Source organism: Variovorax sp. Soil_C_12 (assembly GCF_057657375.1).
Window position 1 is genome coordinate 1 of the sequence record NZ_JBDGIO010000011.1, and the last position, 15,552, is coordinate 15,552.

At 67.1% G+C, this 15,552-nt stretch carries 16 protein-coding genes and 3 tRNA genes; 12 read left to right on the forward strand and 7 right to left on the reverse strand.

From position 1 onward, the window contains the following. Positions 1-89: 89 nt before the first annotated feature. Entirely contained in the window at positions 90-575 is a 486-nt protein-coding gene (locus tag AC3A6X_RS25105) for a YajQ family cyclic di-GMP-binding protein (RefSeq protein WP_309963848.1), read from the reverse strand. Between the two features lie 44 nt (positions 576-619). Here AC3A6X_RS25105 and murB point away from each other — a divergent pair, with 44 nt between their 5' ends. Beyond that, complete coding sequence (gene murB, locus AC3A6X_RS25110; protein ID WP_487844731.1) at positions 620-1,672, forward strand: UDP-N-acetylmuramate dehydrogenase; 1,053 nt, start codon at positions 620-622, stop codon at positions 1,670-1,672. After that, the gene (locus AC3A6X_RS25115) at positions 1,669-2,466 is read left to right on the forward strand and encodes a glycine-rich domain-containing protein (protein WP_487844732.1); all 798 of its coding nucleotides are present in this window, start codon (positions 1,669-1,671) and stop codon (positions 2,464-2,466) included. The genes murB and AC3A6X_RS25115 overlap by 4 nt, the downstream gene beginning before the upstream one ends. 66 nt (positions 2,467-2,532) lie before the next feature. Here the strand turns inward: AC3A6X_RS25115 and argG are convergent, their stop codons facing one another. From argG to AC3A6X_RS25135, 4 genes are all read right to left on the reverse strand, one after another. Then, on the reverse strand, positions 2,533-3,867 hold the full coding sequence (argG, locus tag AC3A6X_RS25120; protein WP_487844733.1) for an argininosuccinate synthase: 1,335 nt from the start codon (positions 3,865-3,867) through the stop codon (positions 2,533-2,535). 16 nt (positions 3,868-3,883) lie between these two features. Continuing rightward, positions 3,884-4,207: a pyrimidine/purine nucleoside phosphorylase gene (gene ppnP / locus AC3A6X_RS25125; RefSeq protein WP_487844734.1), complete on the reverse strand. Its 324-nt coding sequence runs from the start codon at positions 4,205-4,207 to the stop codon at positions 3,884-3,886. A 120-nt stretch (positions 4,208-4,327) separates the two neighbouring features. Next, positions 4,328-4,870 carry a hypothetical protein gene (locus AC3A6X_RS25130; protein ID WP_487844735.1) on the reverse strand — a complete coding sequence of 181 codons (543 nt, stop codon included), beginning with the start codon at positions 4,868-4,870 and terminating at the stop codon, positions 4,328-4,330. A gap of 74 nt (positions 4,871-4,944) precedes the next feature. Continuing rightward, a complete protein-coding gene (locus AC3A6X_RS25135) occupies positions 4,945-5,298 on the reverse strand; it encodes an ArsC family reductase (RefSeq protein WP_487844736.1) in 354 nt (117 codons plus the stop codon). Positions 5,299-5,332: 34 nt separating this feature from the next. On the opposite strand from AC3A6X_RS25135, the gene folC reads away from it, so the two are divergent. The 9 genes from folC (at position 5,333) to AC3A6X_RS25180 (ending at position 12,613) form a co-directional block, all read left to right on the forward strand. After that, positions 5,333-6,640 (forward strand): bifunctional tetrahydrofolate synthase/dihydrofolate synthase, encoded by a 1,308-nt coding sequence (gene folC / locus AC3A6X_RS25140; protein WP_487844904.1) that lies wholly within the window; start codon positions 5,333-5,335, stop codon positions 6,638-6,640. Between the two features lie 62 nt (positions 6,641-6,702). Next, entirely contained in the window at positions 6,703-7,593 is an 891-nt protein-coding gene (locus tag AC3A6X_RS25145) for an SPOR domain-containing protein (RefSeq protein ID WP_487844737.1), read from the forward strand. A gap of 6 nt (positions 7,594-7,599) precedes the next feature. Continuing rightward, positions 7,600-8,085, forward strand: coding sequence for a CvpA family protein (locus AC3A6X_RS25150; RefSeq protein ID WP_487844738.1), 486 nt, complete (start codon positions 7,600-7,602; stop codon positions 8,083-8,085). 18 nt (positions 8,086-8,103) lie between these two features. Next, a complete protein-coding gene (gene purF / locus AC3A6X_RS25155; protein WP_309963863.1) occupies positions 8,104-9,621 on the forward strand; it encodes an amidophosphoribosyltransferase in 1,518 nt (505 codons plus the stop codon). Between the two features lie 4 nt (positions 9,622-9,625). Beyond that, positions 9,626-10,840: an O-succinylhomoserine sulfhydrylase gene (locus AC3A6X_RS25160; protein WP_487844739.1), complete on the forward strand. Its 1,215-nt coding sequence runs from the start codon at positions 9,626-9,628 to the stop codon at positions 10,838-10,840. A 4-nt stretch (positions 10,841-10,844) separates the two neighbouring features. Next, positions 10,845-12,227 (forward strand): glutamate--tRNA ligase, encoded by a 1,383-nt coding sequence (gltX, locus tag AC3A6X_RS25165; protein ID WP_487844740.1) that lies wholly within the window; start codon positions 10,845-10,847, stop codon positions 12,225-12,227. Between the two features lie 35 nt (positions 12,228-12,262). After that, positions 12,263-12,338: transfer RNA gene (locus AC3A6X_RS25170), tRNA-Ala, on the forward strand. Positions 12,339-12,390: 52 nt separating this feature from the next. After that, positions 12,391-12,466, forward strand: a tRNA-Glu gene (locus AC3A6X_RS25175). 70 nt (positions 12,467-12,536) lie between these two features. Further along, positions 12,537-12,613, forward strand: a tRNA-Asp gene (locus AC3A6X_RS25180). Between the two features lie 111 nt (positions 12,614-12,724). On the opposite strand, the gene AC3A6X_RS25185 is transcribed toward AC3A6X_RS25180, so the two are convergent. Together AC3A6X_RS25185 and AC3A6X_RS25190 are read right to left on the reverse strand one after the other, a co-directional pair. After that, a complete protein-coding gene (locus tag AC3A6X_RS25185) occupies positions 12,725-13,879 on the reverse strand; it encodes an epoxide hydrolase family protein (protein WP_487844741.1) in 1,155 nt (384 codons plus the stop codon). An 84-nt stretch (positions 13,880-13,963) separates the two neighbouring features. After that, positions 13,964-15,280, reverse strand: a complete 1,317-nt coding sequence (locus AC3A6X_RS25190) for an epoxide hydrolase family protein (RefSeq protein WP_487844742.1) — start codon at positions 15,278-15,280, stop codon at positions 13,964-13,966. Between the two features lie 69 nt (positions 15,281-15,349). Here AC3A6X_RS25190 and AC3A6X_RS25195 point away from each other — a divergent pair, with 69 nt between their 5' ends. After that, positions 15,350-15,544 carry a hypothetical protein gene (locus AC3A6X_RS25195; RefSeq protein WP_487844743.1) on the forward strand — a complete coding sequence of 65 codons (195 nt, stop codon included), beginning with the start codon at positions 15,350-15,352 and terminating at the stop codon, positions 15,542-15,544. The last annotated feature ends 8 nt before the right edge of the window (positions 15,545-15,552 follow it).

Below are 15,552 nucleotides of genomic sequence, written 5' to 3' on the forward strand. Positions count from 1 at the left end.
TCGCTGGGCCACCAGCCCAGCTGCGCTTGGCGCCTAGATTGGGCCCTCTCTGGGGCCCCACGCGGGGGTGATTCATGGGTTCACAGGCCCTAGTCGCGGAAGTTGTTGAAGGACAGCGGCATGTCCGGCACGTCCTTCTTGATCAGCGCCATTGCGGCCTGCAGGTCGTCGCGCTTGGCGCCGGTCACCCGCACCGCGTCGCCCTGGATCGCGGCCTGCACCTTGAGCTTGCTGTCCTTGATCAGGCGCTGGATCTTCTTGGCGGTCTCGCTCTCGATCCCGCTCTTGACCTTGATCACCTGCTTGACCTTGTCGCCGCCGATCTTCTGGACATCGCCCTTGTCGAGGAAGCGCACGTCCACGCTGCGCTTCGTGAGCTTGTTGCGCAGGATGTCTTCGACCTGCACGAGCTGGAATTCGGCATCGCCGACCAGCGTGATTTCCTTCTCCTTGAGCTCGACCGAAGCCGCGGTTCCCTTGAAGTCGAAGCGGGTGCCGATTTCCTTGGCCGTGTTTTCCACGGCATTCTTGACCTCGGGCAGGTTGGGTTCGCAGACGGTATCGAAAGACGGCATGGACTCTCCTCTGAACCTCACGGTGTGAATGCGACAATTCTCCCATGATCGTGGAGCACAACGTACCGCTTCAGCAGCACAACAGCTTCGGCATCGTCGCGCGCGCCCAGCACCTGGTGCGCATCGCGAGCGAGGCCGACGTCACCGCGCTGCTGGCCGATGCGGCCTGGGGCGGCGCGCCCAAGTTCGTGCTCGGCGGCGGCAGTAACATCGTGCTGACCGGCGACGTCAAGCCGCTGGTGCTGAAGGTGGAGATCAAGGGGCGCCGGCTGGTCGAGGAGACGCCGCGCGCCTGGGTGCTCGAGGCGGGCGCCGGCGAGATCTGGCACGACACGGTGCGCTGGATGCTCGACCAGGGCTATCCCGGCCTGGAGAACATGGCACTGATCCCGGGCACCGTGGGCGGCGCGCCGGTGCAGAACATCGGCGCCTACGGGGTCGAGCTGCAGGACCGCTTTGATTCGCTCGACGCCATCGACCTCGTCACCGGCCGTGCCTTCACCCTCGACGCGGGCCAATGCGCCTTCGGCTACCGCGACTCGGTCTTCAAGCACGCGGCCGGCGGCGTCAACGGCTTCGGCCTGGCGGGCCGGGCGCTGATCACGCGGGTGCGCTTCCGGCTGCCGCGGCCCTGGAAGCCGGTGCTGGGCTACCTGGACCTGGAGCGCAAGATGGCCGAGACCGGCAATTTCACGCCCAGCCCGACCGAGATCTTCGACTGGATCTGCGCCATCCGCAGCGCCAAGCTGCCGGACTGGCGGGTGCTCGGCAATGCCGGCAGCTTCTTCAAGAACCCCACCGTCACGCCGGAGCAATGCGCCGACATCATTGCGCGCGACCCGAAGATCGTGCACTACCCGATGGCGGACGGCAGCATCAAGCTGGCCGCCGGCTGGCTGATCGACGCCTGCGGCTGGAAGGGCAAGACCGTCGGCAACGCCGGCGTGTACGAGAAGCAGGCGCTCGTGCTGGTCAACCGCGGCGGCGCGGCGCACCCGGCGACCGGCGGCGAGGTCATGACCCTGGCCAAGGCCATCCAGACGAGCGTGTACGAGCGCTTCGGCATCCGGCTGGAGCCGGAGCCCGTGGTCGTGTGACGGAGCTGCTGCAGCTTAATTTCCGGCGCCGCATCCAGGCGTTGCTGTGGGGCCGCCGGTTGCTGTGGGGGGCGGGCATCGTGGCCGTGCTTTACTGGCGCACGGGCTGGGCGCTGTTCTCCGCCATCGCCATCGGCATCGTGCTGGGGGGCGCGCTCAAGGCCTGGGAGATGAGTGCTCGCCGCCAGTTCGTGCGCGAGGCCACCTTCCCGCGCTTCCTCGGCGCCAAGCTGCGCGCCGCCTATCCGCAGCTGCAGGAGCGCGACACCGATCTGGTCCTGCGCGGCCTGCGCCAGTTCTTCATGGCGCACCTGCGCAGCGACCGCAAGTTCGTTGCCATGCCGTCCAAGCTGGTCGATGCCGCGTGGCACGAGTTCATCCTGCACACCCAGGGCTACCAGCGCTGGTGCGCGGCGGCCTTCGGCGGCCTGCTGCACCACACGCCGGCGGAGGTGCTGGGCCGGGACGCGCGCCGCAACGACGGGCTGCGCCGGACCTGGTACTGGACCTGCAAGGAGGAGAGCATCGATCCGCGCTCGCCGACGCGGCTGCCGCTGCTGTTCGCGCTGGACGCGAAGTTCGGAGTGGAGGGTGGATTCCGCTATGTGCCCGACTGCAGGGACATCGACCAGCAGGCCGGCTCAGGCACGCACTGCGGCAGCAGCTTCGGCGACTCGAGCGATGGCAGCTCGGGCGACTCGGGCAGCTTCGGCGGCAGCGAGTCCGGTGGCGGGGACGGCGGCGGCGATGGCGGATCGGGCTGCGGCGGCGGTTGCGGGGGAGGCGGCGACTGAGACGGTCGCGAGAGCACACATCCGTACGCAGAGGACACAGCGCCTTCTGCGTACGGCTGACCAGTTTCAGTCCGTGCCGTTCTTCAACTGCGGCAGCGAGGCACCCTGACCCGCGGAGAGCAGGCCCACCTGCGTGTAGATGCCCAGCTTCTCGCGCGTATCGACGATGTCGAGGTTGCGCATCGTGAGCTGGCCGATGCGGTCGGCCGGCGAGAAGGTCGATTCGCCCTTTTCCATGGTCAGGCGCTCGGGCTTGTAGGTGAGGTTGGGCGACTCGGTGTTGAGGATCGAGTAGTCGTTGCCGCGGCGCAGCTCGACGGTGACCTCGCCCGTGACTGCGCGCGCCACCCAGCGCTGGGCGGTCTCGCGCAGCATGATGGCCTGCGGGTCGAACCAGCGGCCCTGGTAGAGCAGGCGGCCCAGGCGGCGGCCGTGGTCGCGGTACTGCTCGATGGTGTCTTCGTTGTGGATGCCGGTGACCAGTCGCTCGTAAGCGATGAAGAGCAGCGCCAGGCCCGGGGCCTCGTAGATGCCGCGGCTCTTGGCCTCGATGATGCGGTTCTCGATCTGGTCGCTCATGCCCAGGCCGTGGCGGCCGCCGACGCGGTTGGCTTCCAGCAGCAGCTCGACCAGGCTGGGGAATTCCACTCCGTTGATGGACACCGGGCGGCCTTCCACGAAGCGCACGGTGACTTCTTCGCGCTTGACTTCGACCTCGTCCTTCCAGAAGGCGACGCCCATGATCGGCTGCACGATCTTCATGCCGCTGTTCAGCTGCTCCAGGTCCTTGGCCTCGTGCGTGGCGCCGAGCATGTTGGAGTCGGTGGAGTAGGCCTTCTCGGCCGACATCTTGTAGGCGAAGCCGGCCTTCTGCATGAAGGCCGACATTTCGGCGCGGCCGCCCAGCTCGTCGATGAAGGTCTGGTCCAGCCAGGGCTTGTAGATCTTGAGCGCCGGGTTGGTGAGCAGGCCGTAGCGATAGAAGCGCTCGATGTCGTTGCCCTTGTAGGTGCTGCCGTCGCCCCAGATGTTGACGTCGTCCTCCTTCATGGCCGCGACCAGCATGGTGCCGGTGACGGCCCGGCCCAGCGGCGTGGTGTTGAAGTAGGTCAGGCCGGCGGTGGTCACGTGGAAGGCGCCGGCCTGCAGGGCGGCGAGGCCTTCGGTGGCGAGCTGCGTGCGGCAGTCGACCAGCCGGGCCTTCTCGGCGCCGTAGAGCATGGCCTTGCGCGGGATCTCGTCGTAGTCGGGCTCGTCGGGCTGGCCCAGGTTGGCGGTGTAGGCGTAGGGGATGGCGCCCTTGTTGCGCATCCAGTGCAGCGCGGCGCTGGTGTCCAGGCCGCCGGAGAAGGCGATGCCGACCTTCTGGCCGGCGGGAATGTTCTGAAGGATGGTGGCCATGGGGTTCGAATCCGGTTCAGCCGAAATGGCAGATGTAGCTGTAGGGCTCGCCGCTCACGCGGACCTGGAAGCTGGAATTGCCGGGCACGCTGAATTTCTCGCCCGCGCCCGAGGCCACCCATTCGCTGCTGCCGGAGAGCAGGTATTCGCAGCGCCCGCCGGTGCCTTCCATGATCTCGGGCGCGCCGGTGCTGAAGGTGAGGGTGGAGGGCAGGATCACGCCCACCGACTTCTTGCTGCCATCGGCCAGCGTGAGGCTGTGGCTCACGCACTTGCCATCGAAGTAGACGTTGGCCTTGGTCGATACCGTGGCGCTCTGGAATGATTCGGTAGTGCTCATCTCGAAAAGGGCCTGGCGCCGGCGTTCGGCCGCCGGCCGCGCGCCCTCGCATAGGCGCACCCGTGCAATGGTTGGAAAGCCGGTGATTTTAGGCCGGGCCGGCAGGCCCGCCCGCAGCGCTCAGCGCCAGTGGCCGCGCCAGCCGCGCGAATAGCCGAAATTGAGCGACAGCCCGACAGGCGGATAAACGTAGGGTGCAGGGTAGTACGTGGGCGCTGGTGCCACATAGACCGGTGCCGGGTAATAGACGGGCGCCGGCTGCGCGTACACCGGCGCCGGGGCATACGCCGGGGCGCCGCCGCCGGAGACCACCACGCCCTGCTCGGGCGTCACGTTGTTCCATTCGGGGCGGGGGCCGCCATCCACCGGGCCGCCGGCGATCTCGGGCTGCGGTGCGACGGGGGAGGTGGTGGCGACGCCGTAGTCGCCAAGCTCGATCGGGATGCTGGCGCCGGGGCGGGTGTCGGTGACGGTGGTGTAGTGGCGGCCCGCGTACTCGTAGGTGACGTTGTATCGGGTGTTGCCGGTGGTCTCGTGCGAGGGCGTGACCGAGACCACGCGGGCCCAGACCTGTTCCGCTTGGGCCATGGAGGCGGTGCCGGCGAGGGCGGCGAGCAGGGAAAGGGCGGCAATGCTGCGAATGGTTTTTGGATGGGTGCGCATGTCAAGACTCCTGAGGGTGGGGCGCGAGGGCCCTGAACCTGTTCGACGCGATCCGGTACCCCGGGTTCAACCGTTTACACAGTGTGGCTTTTCCACTCGGCGGCATCGAACCCCGTGGTAACGCCGGTCCGCGCGCCCCAGTTGACCACCGGGCGCTTGATCAGGCTGGGGTTGGCGAGCAGGGCGGCGCGGGCCGAGACGGCATCGACCACCGAGGCGCGCGTCGCCTCGTCCAGCTTGCGCCAGGTCGTGCCGCGGCGGTTGACCAGGGCCTCCCAGCCGGGCGCGCGCAGCCACTGGTCCAACTCGGCCTCGGGCACGCCCTCCTTCTTGAAGTCGTGGAAACGGTAGGCGATGCCGTATTCGTCGAGCCAGGCGCGGGCGCGCTTGACGGTGTCGCAATTCGTGATGCCGTAGAGCGTGGTCATCCCGCGATGATGCCCGCGCGGCGAGTGGGCGACAATTCCGGCCTCCATGAAAAGCCTCGCCGACTGGCTCGCGCACGCCGAGCACCTGCATCCCAAGAACATCGAGCTGGGCCTCGAGCGCGTGCGCGCGATGGCCCAGAAGCTCGGCCTTGCTTTCGACTGCCCCGTGATCACGGTGGCCGGCACCAACGGCAAGGGCTCGACCTGCGCCATGCTCGAGTCCATCCTCATGCATGCGGGCTACCGCACTGCGGTGTTCACTTCGCCGCACCTGGTGCATTTCGAGGAACGCCTGCGTCTCTCGGGCGAGGCCGTGAAGGCCGAGGCGCTGGCGGCGCACTTCGAAGCGGTCGAGCAGGCGCGCGGCGACATGACGCTCACCTACTTCGAATTCACTACGCTCGCCCTTCTGCTGTGCACCACGGCCAGCAAGCCCGACGTCGCGATTCTCGAGGTCGGCCTGGGCGGGCGGCTGGACGCGGTCAACGTGGTCGATGCCGACTGCGCCATCATCACCAGCATCGACCTCGACCACATGGAGTTCCTGGGGCCCGATCGCGAAAGCATCGGCTTCGAGAAGGCCGGCATCATGCGCGCAGGCCGCCCCGTGATCGTGAGCGACCCGGTGCCGCCGCAGAGCGTGATCGCGCACGCGGAAGCCGTTGGCGCCGATCTCTGGCGCGTGGGCCGCGACTTCAACGTCTCGGGCGACAAGCAGCAGTGGGGCTGGAGCGGCCGCGGGCGGCGCTACAGCGGGTTGGCCTACCCGGCGCTGCGCGGCGCCAACCAGCTGGTCAACGCGGCCGGCGTGCTGGCGGCGCTGGAGGCGCTGCGGCCGCGGCTGCCGGTCACGGCACAGGCGGTGCGCATCGGGCTGGCCTCGGTCGAGCTGCCCGGGCGCTTCCAGATCGTGCCGGGCGAGCCGGCCCTGGTGCTCGACGTGGCGCACAACCCGCACGCCGTGGCGGCCCTGGCCGAGAACCTCGACGCCATGGGCTTCTACCCGACCACCCACGGCGTGTTCGGCGTGATGGCGGACAAGGACCTGGCGCCGATGTTCGCGCGCATCGGCCCGATGATCGACCGCTGGTACTTCACCGACCTGCCGACCTCGCGTGCCGCCAAGGCCGCCGATCTGCAGGCGCGCTGGGAGGCGCAGAACACCCGCGCCGATGCCTCGGCGAGCGCGCATGCCGGCCCCATGGAAGCCCTGCAAGCGGCCATCGATCGTGCGGACCCCGCTGATAGAATCGTCGTCTTCGGATCGTTCTTCACAGTGGGTGGTGTGCTCGAGCACGGAACACCTCGTCTGCGGGCTCGGCACCTGTCGCCGGACTCCTGATTGGCCTGATTTCCGGCGCCTTTTTCCAACTCACGCTGCACTCCATCAGGGAATCGAATTTCATGGCGTTCTTCAAGTTCCGCACCCGCGGTCCGCAGGCCAGCGAAGGGCGAAACACCGGCGTCGCGGCGGCGCCGGCCGAGAGCATCGAGGCGATGCGCCGCCGCGCCAGGCACCGGCTGGTGGGCGCCGCGGTGCTGGTGCTGGTCGGTGTGATCGGCTTCCCGCTCCTGTTCGACACCCAGCCGCGCCCGGTTTCGGTCGACATCCCGATCGAGATCCCCGACCGCAACAAGACCAAGCCGCTGCCCCTGCCGGCAGCGCCCGCGCCCGCCACGTCGACGGCGGCGCCCCCGTCGAGCCCGCCGGTGGCCGCCAAGCCCTCGGGCAGCGAAATGATCACCGAGGCGGCAGACGGCACCGAGATCCAGCCGTCCAAGCCGGTACCGTCCGCCCCGCCGGCCGAGACCAAGCCGGCGCGCGTGGCGGAGGCCAAGCCCGAGCCCAGGCCCGAACACAAGCCCGAACACAAGCCCGAAGCAAAGCCGGAACCCAAGCCCAAGCCGGAGCCCAAAGCGGAATCCAAGGCCGAAGCCAAGGCGGACGCGAAGCCCGACACCAAGGCCGCCAAGGCTGCCGAGGACGCCGCCCGAGCCCGTGCCCTGCTCGATGGCAAGACCACCGCCGCCACGGCCGCCAAGCCGACCGCGGCGGCGGACGAGAACGGCCGCTTCGTGGTCCAGGTCGGCGCCTTCGCCGACGCCGACAAGGCGCGCGAGGTCCGGCAGAAGCTGGAAAAGGCCGGTCTCAAGACCTACGCCCATGTCGCGAAGACGGCCGACGGCGAGCGCACGCGTGTGCGCGTCGGCCCCTTCGGCACGCGCGCCGAGGCGGACAAGGCGGCAAGCCGGGTCAAGGGCTTGTCTTTGTCGGCCGCCGTCCTCAGCTTGTAGGCGGACGTGACTGCGCTCGACTGGATCGCCATCGTGCTGCTCGTGGTGTCGATGCTCTTCGGTCTGGTGCGCGGGCTGGTGTTCGAGGTGATCCTGCTGGCCGGCTGGGTGGCTGCCTTCTTCTGCGCGCAGTGGTTCGCCGGTGATGTGGGGGCCTGGTTGCCCTTCGGCGATCCGGCGGCCAGCTGGCGCTATGCGGCGGGCTTCGTGCTGGTGTTCGTGGTGGTGGCTTTCGGCGTGGGGCTGCTGGCCTCGCTCACGCGCAAGCTCATCGCTGCGGTGGGCCTGCGGCCGGTGGACCGGCTGCTGGGGGCGGTCTTCGGCCTCGCGCGCGGCGCGGTCGCGCTGTTGGCCGCGGCGGTCATGGTTCATTTGCTCGCGCTGAGCGACGCGGCCTGGTGGCAGGAATCGCGCAGCGCCACTGTTCTGGATGCGGCATTGCAGGGCCTGAAACCCGCGCTGCCTGAAAAATTGGCAAGCTACCTGCCCTGAGCCTAAAAGGATCGCTTCATGTGTGGAATCGTCGGCGTTGTCAGCAACGCACCCGTCAATCAGCTGCTCTATGACGCGCTTCTGCTGCTGCAGCACCGCGGCCAGGACGCCGCCGGCATCGTCACGCTGCTGGAGCGCAAGTTCTTCATGCACAAGGCCAAGGGCATGGTGCGCGACGTGTTCCGCACGCGCAACATGCGGGCCCTGCCGGGCAGCGTGGGCCTGGGGCAGGTGCGCTACCCGACCGCCGGCAACGCCTTCAGCGAGGAAGAGGCGCAGCCCTTCTACGTGAACGCGCCCTTCGGCATCGTGCTGGTCCACAACGGCAACCTCACCAACGCGCACGCGCTGCGCGCCGAGCTGTTCTCCACCGACCATCGCCACACCAACACCGACAGCGACTCCGAGGTGCTGCTCAACGTGCTGGCGCACGAGCTCGACCGCTCGACGCGCGACGGCATGCTCAACTCCGAGACGCTCTTCGCTGCCGTGCGCAACGTGCACCGCCGGCTGCGCGGCTCCTATGCCGTGGTGGCGCTGATCGCCGGCCATGGCCTGCTGGCCTTCCGCGACCCCTACGGCATCCGGCCGCTGGCCATCGGGCGCGGCGCCGACGGCACCTACATGGTGGCCAGCGAGACGGTGGCGCTCGAGGGCTCCGGCCACGTGTTCGAGCGCTACGTGGCGCCGGGCGAGGCGGTGTTCATCGACCTCCAGGGCCAGCTGCATGCGCAGCAATGCGCCGAGTCGCCCAGCCTCAACCCCTGCATGTTCGAGTTCGTGTACCTGGCGCGGCCCGACTCGGTGCTGGACGGCATCTCGGTCTACCAGGCTCGGCTCAACCTCGGCGAGACGCTGGCCCAGCGCGTGATCTCCACCGTGCCGCCGAACGAGATCGACGTGATCATCCCGATCCCCGAGTCGAGCCGCCCGAGCGCGACGCAGCTCGCCCATCTGCTGGGCATTCCCTACCGCGAAGGCTTCGTGAAGAACCGCTACGTCGGCCGCACCTTCATCATGCCAGGGCAGGGCGTGCGCAAGAAGTCGGTGCGACAGAAGCTCAACGTGATCGGCAGCGAATTCAAGGGCCGCAACGTGCTGCTGGTCGACGACTCCATCGTGCGCGGCACCACCAGCCGCGAGATCGTGCAGATGGCCCGCGAGGCCGGCGCGCGCAAGGTTTACCTCGCCAGCGCGGCGCCGCCGGTGCGCTACCCCAATGTCTACGGCATCGACATGCCGACCAAGGACGAGCTGGTCGCCCATGACCGAACCGTCGAGGAAGTGCGCGAGCTGATCGGCTGCGATGCGCTGATCTACCAGGACGTCGAGGGGATGAAGCGCGCGGTGCTCAAGGCCGCGCCCGGCAACGGGCCGAAGCTCGACGGCTTCGATGCCTCCTGCTTCGATGGCGTGTACGTGACCGGCGACATCGACACCGAGGCCATCAAGCGCATGAACGGCAACCGCCCGCGCATCGAGGAAACCGAAGAGGATTCCTCGCGCCTCGCACTGCCCAACCTGAGCGAGACCTGAGAACGTGACCGACCGATCCCTGCCCCCCGGCTTGCACCGCGACACGCTCGCCGTGCGCGCCGCGCTCGAGCGAAGCCAGTATGGCGAGAACTCGGAGGCGCTGTTCCTCACCAGCAGCTTCGTGCAGCCCGATGCCGAGACCTCGGCGCGCCGCTTCGCCGGCACCGAGGAAGGCTTCACCTACACCCGCACCTCCAACCCCACGGTCGCCAGCTTCGAGCAGCGCCTCGCGGCGCTCGAAGGCACCGAGGCCGCCATCGGCGCTGCCAGCGGCATGGGCGCGATCCTCATGATGTGCATGGGGCTGCTCAAGGCTGGCGACCACGTGGTGTGCTCGCGTTCCGTGTTCGGCTCCACGCTCAACCTCATCGGCCGAGAGTTCGGCAAGTTCGGCGTGGAGACCACCTTCGTCTCGCAGACCGAGGTGGCGCAATGGAAGGCGGCGATCAGGCCCAACACCCGGCTGCTCTTCGCCGAGACGCCGACCAATCCGCTGACCGACGTCTGCGACATCCGCGCGCTGGCCGACCTGGCCCACGGCGCGGGCGCGCTGCTGGCGGTCGACAACTGCTTCTGCTCGCCGGCGCTGCAGCGGCCCACCGAGTTCGGCGCCGACCTGGTCATCCATTCCGGCACCAAGTACCTCGAGGGGCAGGGCCGCGTCCTGGCCGGCGCCATCTGCGGCTCGCAGAAGCTGATCGACGTGTTCGCCACCGTGGTGCGCACCGCCGGCATGGCGCTGTCGCCCTTCAATGCCTGGATCGTGCTCAAGGGCCTCGAGACCCTGGGCATCCGCATGCAGGCCCATTGCGCCGGCGGCCTCGCGCTCGCGCAGTGGCTGGAGACGCAGCCCAGGGTGAAGCGCGTGTACTACCCCGGCCTGGCCTCGCATCCGCAGCACGAACTCGCGATGCGCCAGCAGGCAGGGCAGGGCGGAGCGGTGGTCTCCTTCGACGTTTATGGCGACACGCCCGAGGCGGCGCGCGCCAACGCCTTCCATGTGATCGACAGCACCCGTGTGCTCTCGATCACCGCCAACCTGGGCGACACCAAGACCACCATCACCCACCCCGCCACCACCTCGCACGGCCGCCTGAGCGAAGAGCAGCGCCAGGCCGCCGGCATTGGCCAGGGCCTGATCCGCGTGGCGGTCGGGCTCGACCACATCGACGACATCCGGGCCGATCTCTCGCGCGGCCTGGACACGCTACCCACCTGACCCCATGACCGTTCGCACCCGCATCGCGCCGTCTCCCACGGGCTTTCTCCATCTCGGCACCGCGCGCACCGCGCTCTACTCGTGGGCCTATGCGCGCCACTACGGCGGCCAGTTCGTGCTGCGCATCGAGGACACCGACGTCGCGCGCTCGACCCAGGAATCGGTCGAACAGATCCTGGCCTCGATGCACTGGCTGGGGCTCGACTACGACGAGGGCCCCATCTACCAGATGCAGCGCCTCGACCGCTACAAGCAGGTCGTCGAGCAAATGCTCGCGGCCGGCACGGCCTACCACTGCTACTGCACGCCGGCCGAGCTCGACGCGATGAAGGAAGCGCAGCGCGCCCGCGGCGAGAAAGCGCTCTACGACGGCCGCTGGCGCCCGGCGCCGGGCAAGGTGCTGCCGCCCATCCCGGAAGGCGTGCCGCCCGTCATCCGCTTCTGCAACCCGCCCGAGGGCGACGTGAGCTGGGACGATCTCGTCAAGGGCCCGATCACCATCAACAACCGCGAGATCGATGACCTCATCATCGTGCGTGCCGATGGTGTGCCGACCTACAACTTCGCGGTGGTGGTCGACGACTGGGACATGGGCATCACGCACGTGTTCCGCGGCGACGAGCACATCAACAACACGCCGTGGCAGATCAATATCTTCCGCGCGCTCGGCGCGCCGCTGCCGCAGTTCGGCCATGTGCCCGTGATCCTCGGCGAGGACGGGCAGAAGCTCTCGAAGCGCCGCGGTGCCGTCAGCGTGACGGCCTACGAGGAGGGCGGTTACCTGCCCGAGGCGATGCTCAACTACCTCGCGCGTCTCGGGTGGAGCCACGGCGACGACGAGCTGTTCACGAGCGAGCAGATGGTGGGCTGGTTCGACGGCACGCACCTCTCGAAAAGCCCGGCGCAATGGGATGCGGCCAAGCTCGCATGGGTGAACGCCCAGTACATCAAGGCCAAGCCCGATGCCGAGCTCGCACCGCTGGTTGCTGCGCAATTGAGCAAGCGCGGCATCGCCGCCGACGAGCGGCTCCCGGCGATCTGCGCGCTGTTCAAGGATCGCTGCGACACGACGGTGGCGCTGGCTGATTGGGCCGCGGCGTTCTATGCGGACGTGCAGCCCAGCGAGGCCGATCGCGCGCAGCACGTGACGGATGCGGTGCGTCCCGCGATCGCCGCGCTGGCCGACAAGCTCACAACTGTCGCGTGGGACAAGGCGTCCATCACCGCCGCGATCAAGGAAGTGCTGACCGCACAGGGCCTCAAGATGCCCGCGCTGGCCATGCCGGTGCGCGTGCTCGTGATGGGCACGGCGCAGACGCCGTCGCTCGATGCCGTGCTCGCACTCTTCTCTCGTGAAGAAATTTTGAAACGCCTACAGGCGTCTTGAATTTCCACGCTATAATTTGAGGCTCGACACCCACAGGGGGTATAGCTCAGCTGGGAGAGCGCTTGCATGGCATGCAAGAGGTCAGCGGTTCGATCCCGCTTACCTCCACCATTCGGGAGTCGAGACAACCAAGCGTTGATCGCAACGCGGTTCTTAGGTTTATGACCCTATCGTCTAGAGGCCTAGGACACCACCCTTTCACGGTGGCTACCGGGGTTCGAATCCCCGTAGGGTCGCCAGTTTTCACGAAAGTGAAGAAGGCACAAGTCGGCAGCACTTGGCTCTATCCAGAGCGAACGCAGCCTACCAGGAGTGGTAGTTCAGTTGGTTAGAATACCGGCCTGTCACGCCGGGGGTCGCGGGTTCGAGTCCCGTCCACTCCGCCAAAACTTAAACGGCCACAAGCACTTAGCTTGTGGCCGTTTTCTTTTGTGGGCCCGGCATATTCCAAGGATTCGTATTTTTGTAATGTGCTTCGGTTCGCTTGGGTCCTCGGGTCAGCTCAGCGTTCGAAAGAAATCGCGGACGTCCGTGACGATGGCCTGCGGTTCTTCCCAGGCCGCGAAGTGTCCGCCGCTGGCGTGATGCCGCTTCTGCTTGAGGTTGTAGTAGCGCTGGGCCCAGCGGCGCGGGGCGCTGCATATTTCCTCCGGCAACACCGAGATGCCGACCGGGGCCTCGACCACGGGCATGCGGTCGTGCGCCGGCGTCCAGGGATGGTGTGCGGCCTCGTAGTAGTAGCGCGCCGACGTTCCGTAGCTCTGCGTGACCCAGTAAATCATGATCGTGGTCAGCAGATCGTCCTTGCTGAAGCGGGTCTCGACCTCGCCGTGGCAATCGCTCCAGCTGCGTTGCTTTTCGACGATCCACGACGCCAGTCCCACGGGTGAATCGTTGAGCGCTGCCGCAATGGTCTGCGGCTTGGTGCTTTGCAGCGCAGAGTAGGCCGACTCGGCGGCGAAGAAGTTCTGCAGGCGTGCGGCCATCGGCGCTTCGTCGGCGTCATAGTCTTCGGGCGCCGGCATGCCTCCGCTGAACAGATCCAGCGGCAGCATCATCGGAAAGTGCACGCCCATCATGCGCTCGGGATAGCGGTGGCCCAGGTCGGCCGTGATCAGCGCCCCCCAGTCGGCGCCGTGCGCGGCAAAACGCCGATAGCCCAGCCGTTCCATGAGCTCCACCCAAAGCCCTGACGTGCGCCAGAAATTGACACCGGTCTTGCGCAGCGGCGTGGAGAAGCCATAGCCCGGCAACGACGGCACCACCACGTCGAAGACATCCGCAGGATCGCCGCCGTGCGCGCCGGGATCGCTGAGGGGGCCGATCACCTTGTGATATTCCCAGAACGTCCAGGGCCAGCCGTGCGAGAGGATCAGCGGCTTGGGATTGGGCCCCTTGCCGCGCACGTGGATGAAGTGGATCGGCACACCCTCGATCTCGGTGCGAAACTGCGGATAGGCGTTGATGGCGCGTTCCTGCTTGCGCCAGTCGTAGTCGTCGATCCAGTAGGCCACCAGTTCCCTGAGGTATGCGGTGTTGGTGCCGTACTGCCACTCTTCGTTGGCGAAGTCGTCGGCCCAGCGCGTGAGCTTGAGACGCGTGCGCAGGTCGTCGAGCACTTCATTGGGCACATCGACGCGAAATGGTTCCATCTCTTCTATCTCCTGTGATTTTGGACGAATGGGCTTCGGAAGCTCCACGGACAATGCTTCATCCATGGAGCTTCCTCGAGCTCGTTAGGCACGCAGCGACCTGAAACCCGCGCGAAGCTCTTCCGAGAAGATTTTGGGCTGTTCCCAGGCCGCAAAGTGCCCGCCCTGGTCGACCTTGTTGTAGTGGATGAGCTTGGGATACGCCCGCTCCGCCCAGCTCCGCGGGAGTGGATAGAGCTCGTCAGGGAAGACGCTCACGGCAACCGGGACGGTGACGCCCTTGACGCCGAAGAACGAGCCCTTGTTCTCCCAGTAGAGGCGGCCCGATGAAACCGCCGTGCCCGTCAGCCAGGTGAGCGTGACGTTGTCGAGGATGTCGTCTCGTGTGAGGCCGGCGGCCTGGCCTGCGAAGACGCGAGCAATCAGCCGGTAGCTGCGCTGGTCGTGGTCGAGGAAATAGGCCGCCAGGCCGACCGGCGAATCCGCCAGGCCGTACATGGTCTGCGGCCGCAACCCCAGCTGGAAGCCGTAGCCGATCCCCTTCTGGTAGACGAACTGCAGGCGCTCGTAAGCGATCTTCTCGTCGGCCGAGAGGCCGGATGGCGCCGGTGCACCCGAGGACGCCGCTTTGTCGATGTCGGCAGGGATCGCGTTGGGAAAGTTGGTATGGATGCCGAGCAATTCCGGCGCCGCCTGCGCGCCCATATGCTCGGTGATGATCGCGCCCCAATCGCCGCCCTGCGCCACGAACTTCGTGTACCCGAGGCGCTTCATGAGCACGACCCAGGCGCGCGCGATGTGCTCGGGGTCCCAGCCGGCGGCAGTCGGCTTGCCCGAGAAGCCGTAGCCGGGCATCGACGGAATCACCAGGTGGAACGCATCCGATGCGCTGCCGCCATGCGCGGTGGGATTGGTCAGGGGGTCGATGATCTTCATCTGCTCGATGATCGATCCGGGCCATCCGTGCGTGACGATGAGCGGCAATGCGTTCTCGTGCTTGGAACGGACGTGGATGAAGTGAATGTCCAGTCCGTCGATCTCGGTCATGAACTGCGGCACGGCGTTCAACTTCGCTTCGACCTTGCGCCAGTCGTAGTCCTTCCCCCAATAGCGCGCAAGCGCCTGGATCGTGGCGAGCTGAACGCCTTGCGAGTCGTCCGAGACCGTTTCCCGCTCGGGCCACCTTGTCGCATTGATGCGCCGGCGCAGTTCGGTGAGATCCGACTCCGGAAAACTCACATGAAAGGGACGGATGGCAATCCCGTCACTACCCATCTGTTGCGTCACTTGATTCATGGCATGAGACCTTTCTGAAAGATTGAGAAGACTGAGGGTGCTCACAGCGGCTACCGCTGCAGCTCCGCAAAAGAGACGGCGACCGAAATCGGGCGTCTGTTGCATGACGAACTCCTTGGCAACCGGTGGTTGCATTCGGGTGTGACTGCAAACGTTCACAACCCGGGACCAAGGATGCCGAGCATCGTTGTTGGTTTGTATTGCGCCGTGGTCGCGCGGTTCGATCCCTTGGTATCGATGCGCATGACTGCCGCACGCGAAACGCAGGTGGTCTTCAACCAGCAGGCCGAGAGCCTGTGCGCAGGGTTGGGCGCAGTGAACCTTGGTTCAGGGGATGGCTGGCAGCGCGAAGCTGAAGACGCGCCGTGAGGGCGACG

What these genes read in the sequence shown, in the direction of transcription:
- AC3A6X_RS25105 (WP_309963848.1), bottom strand. Translation starts at nt 575, where the DNA reads ATGCCGTCTTTCGATACCGTCTGCGAACCCAACCTGCCCGAGGTCAAG.
- murB (WP_487844731.1), top strand. Translation starts at nt 620, where the DNA reads ATGATCGTGGAGCACAACGTACCGCTTCAGCAGCACAACAGCTTCGGC.
- argG (WP_487844733.1), bottom strand. Translation starts at nt 3,867, where the DNA reads ATGGCCACCATCCTTCAGAACATTCCCGCCGGCCAGAAGGTCGGCATC.
- ppnP (WP_487844734.1), bottom strand. Translation starts at nt 4,207, where the DNA reads ATGAGCACTACCGAATCATTCCAGAGCGCCACGGTATCGACCAAGGCC.
- AC3A6X_RS25130 (WP_487844735.1), bottom strand. Translation starts at nt 4,870, where the DNA reads ATGCGCACCCATCCAAAAACCATTCGCAGCATTGCCGCCCTTTCCCTG.
- AC3A6X_RS25135 (WP_487844736.1), bottom strand. Translation starts at nt 5,298, where the DNA reads ATGACCACGCTCTACGGCATCACGAATTGCGACACCGTCAAGCGCGCC.
- AC3A6X_RS25145 (WP_487844737.1), top strand. Translation starts at nt 6,703, where the DNA reads ATGGCGTTCTTCAAGTTCCGCACCCGCGGTCCGCAGGCCAGCGAAGGG.
- purF (WP_309963863.1), top strand. Translation starts at nt 8,104, where the DNA reads ATGTGTGGAATCGTCGGCGTTGTCAGCAACGCACCCGTCAATCAGCTG.
- gltX (WP_487844740.1), top strand. Translation starts at nt 10,845, where the DNA reads ATGACCGTTCGCACCCGCATCGCGCCGTCTCCCACGGGCTTTCTCCAT.
- AC3A6X_RS25185 (WP_487844741.1), bottom strand. Translation starts at nt 13,879, where the DNA reads ATGGAACCATTTCGCGTCGATGTGCCCAATGAAGTGCTCGACGACCTG.
- AC3A6X_RS25190 (WP_487844742.1), bottom strand. Translation starts at nt 15,280, where the DNA reads ATGCAACAGACGCCCGATTTCGGTCGCCGTCTCTTTTGCGGAGCTGCA.
- AC3A6X_RS25195 (WP_487844743.1), top strand. Translation starts at nt 15,350, where the DNA reads ATGCCGAGCATCGTTGTTGGTTTGTATTGCGCCGTGGTCGCGCGGTTC.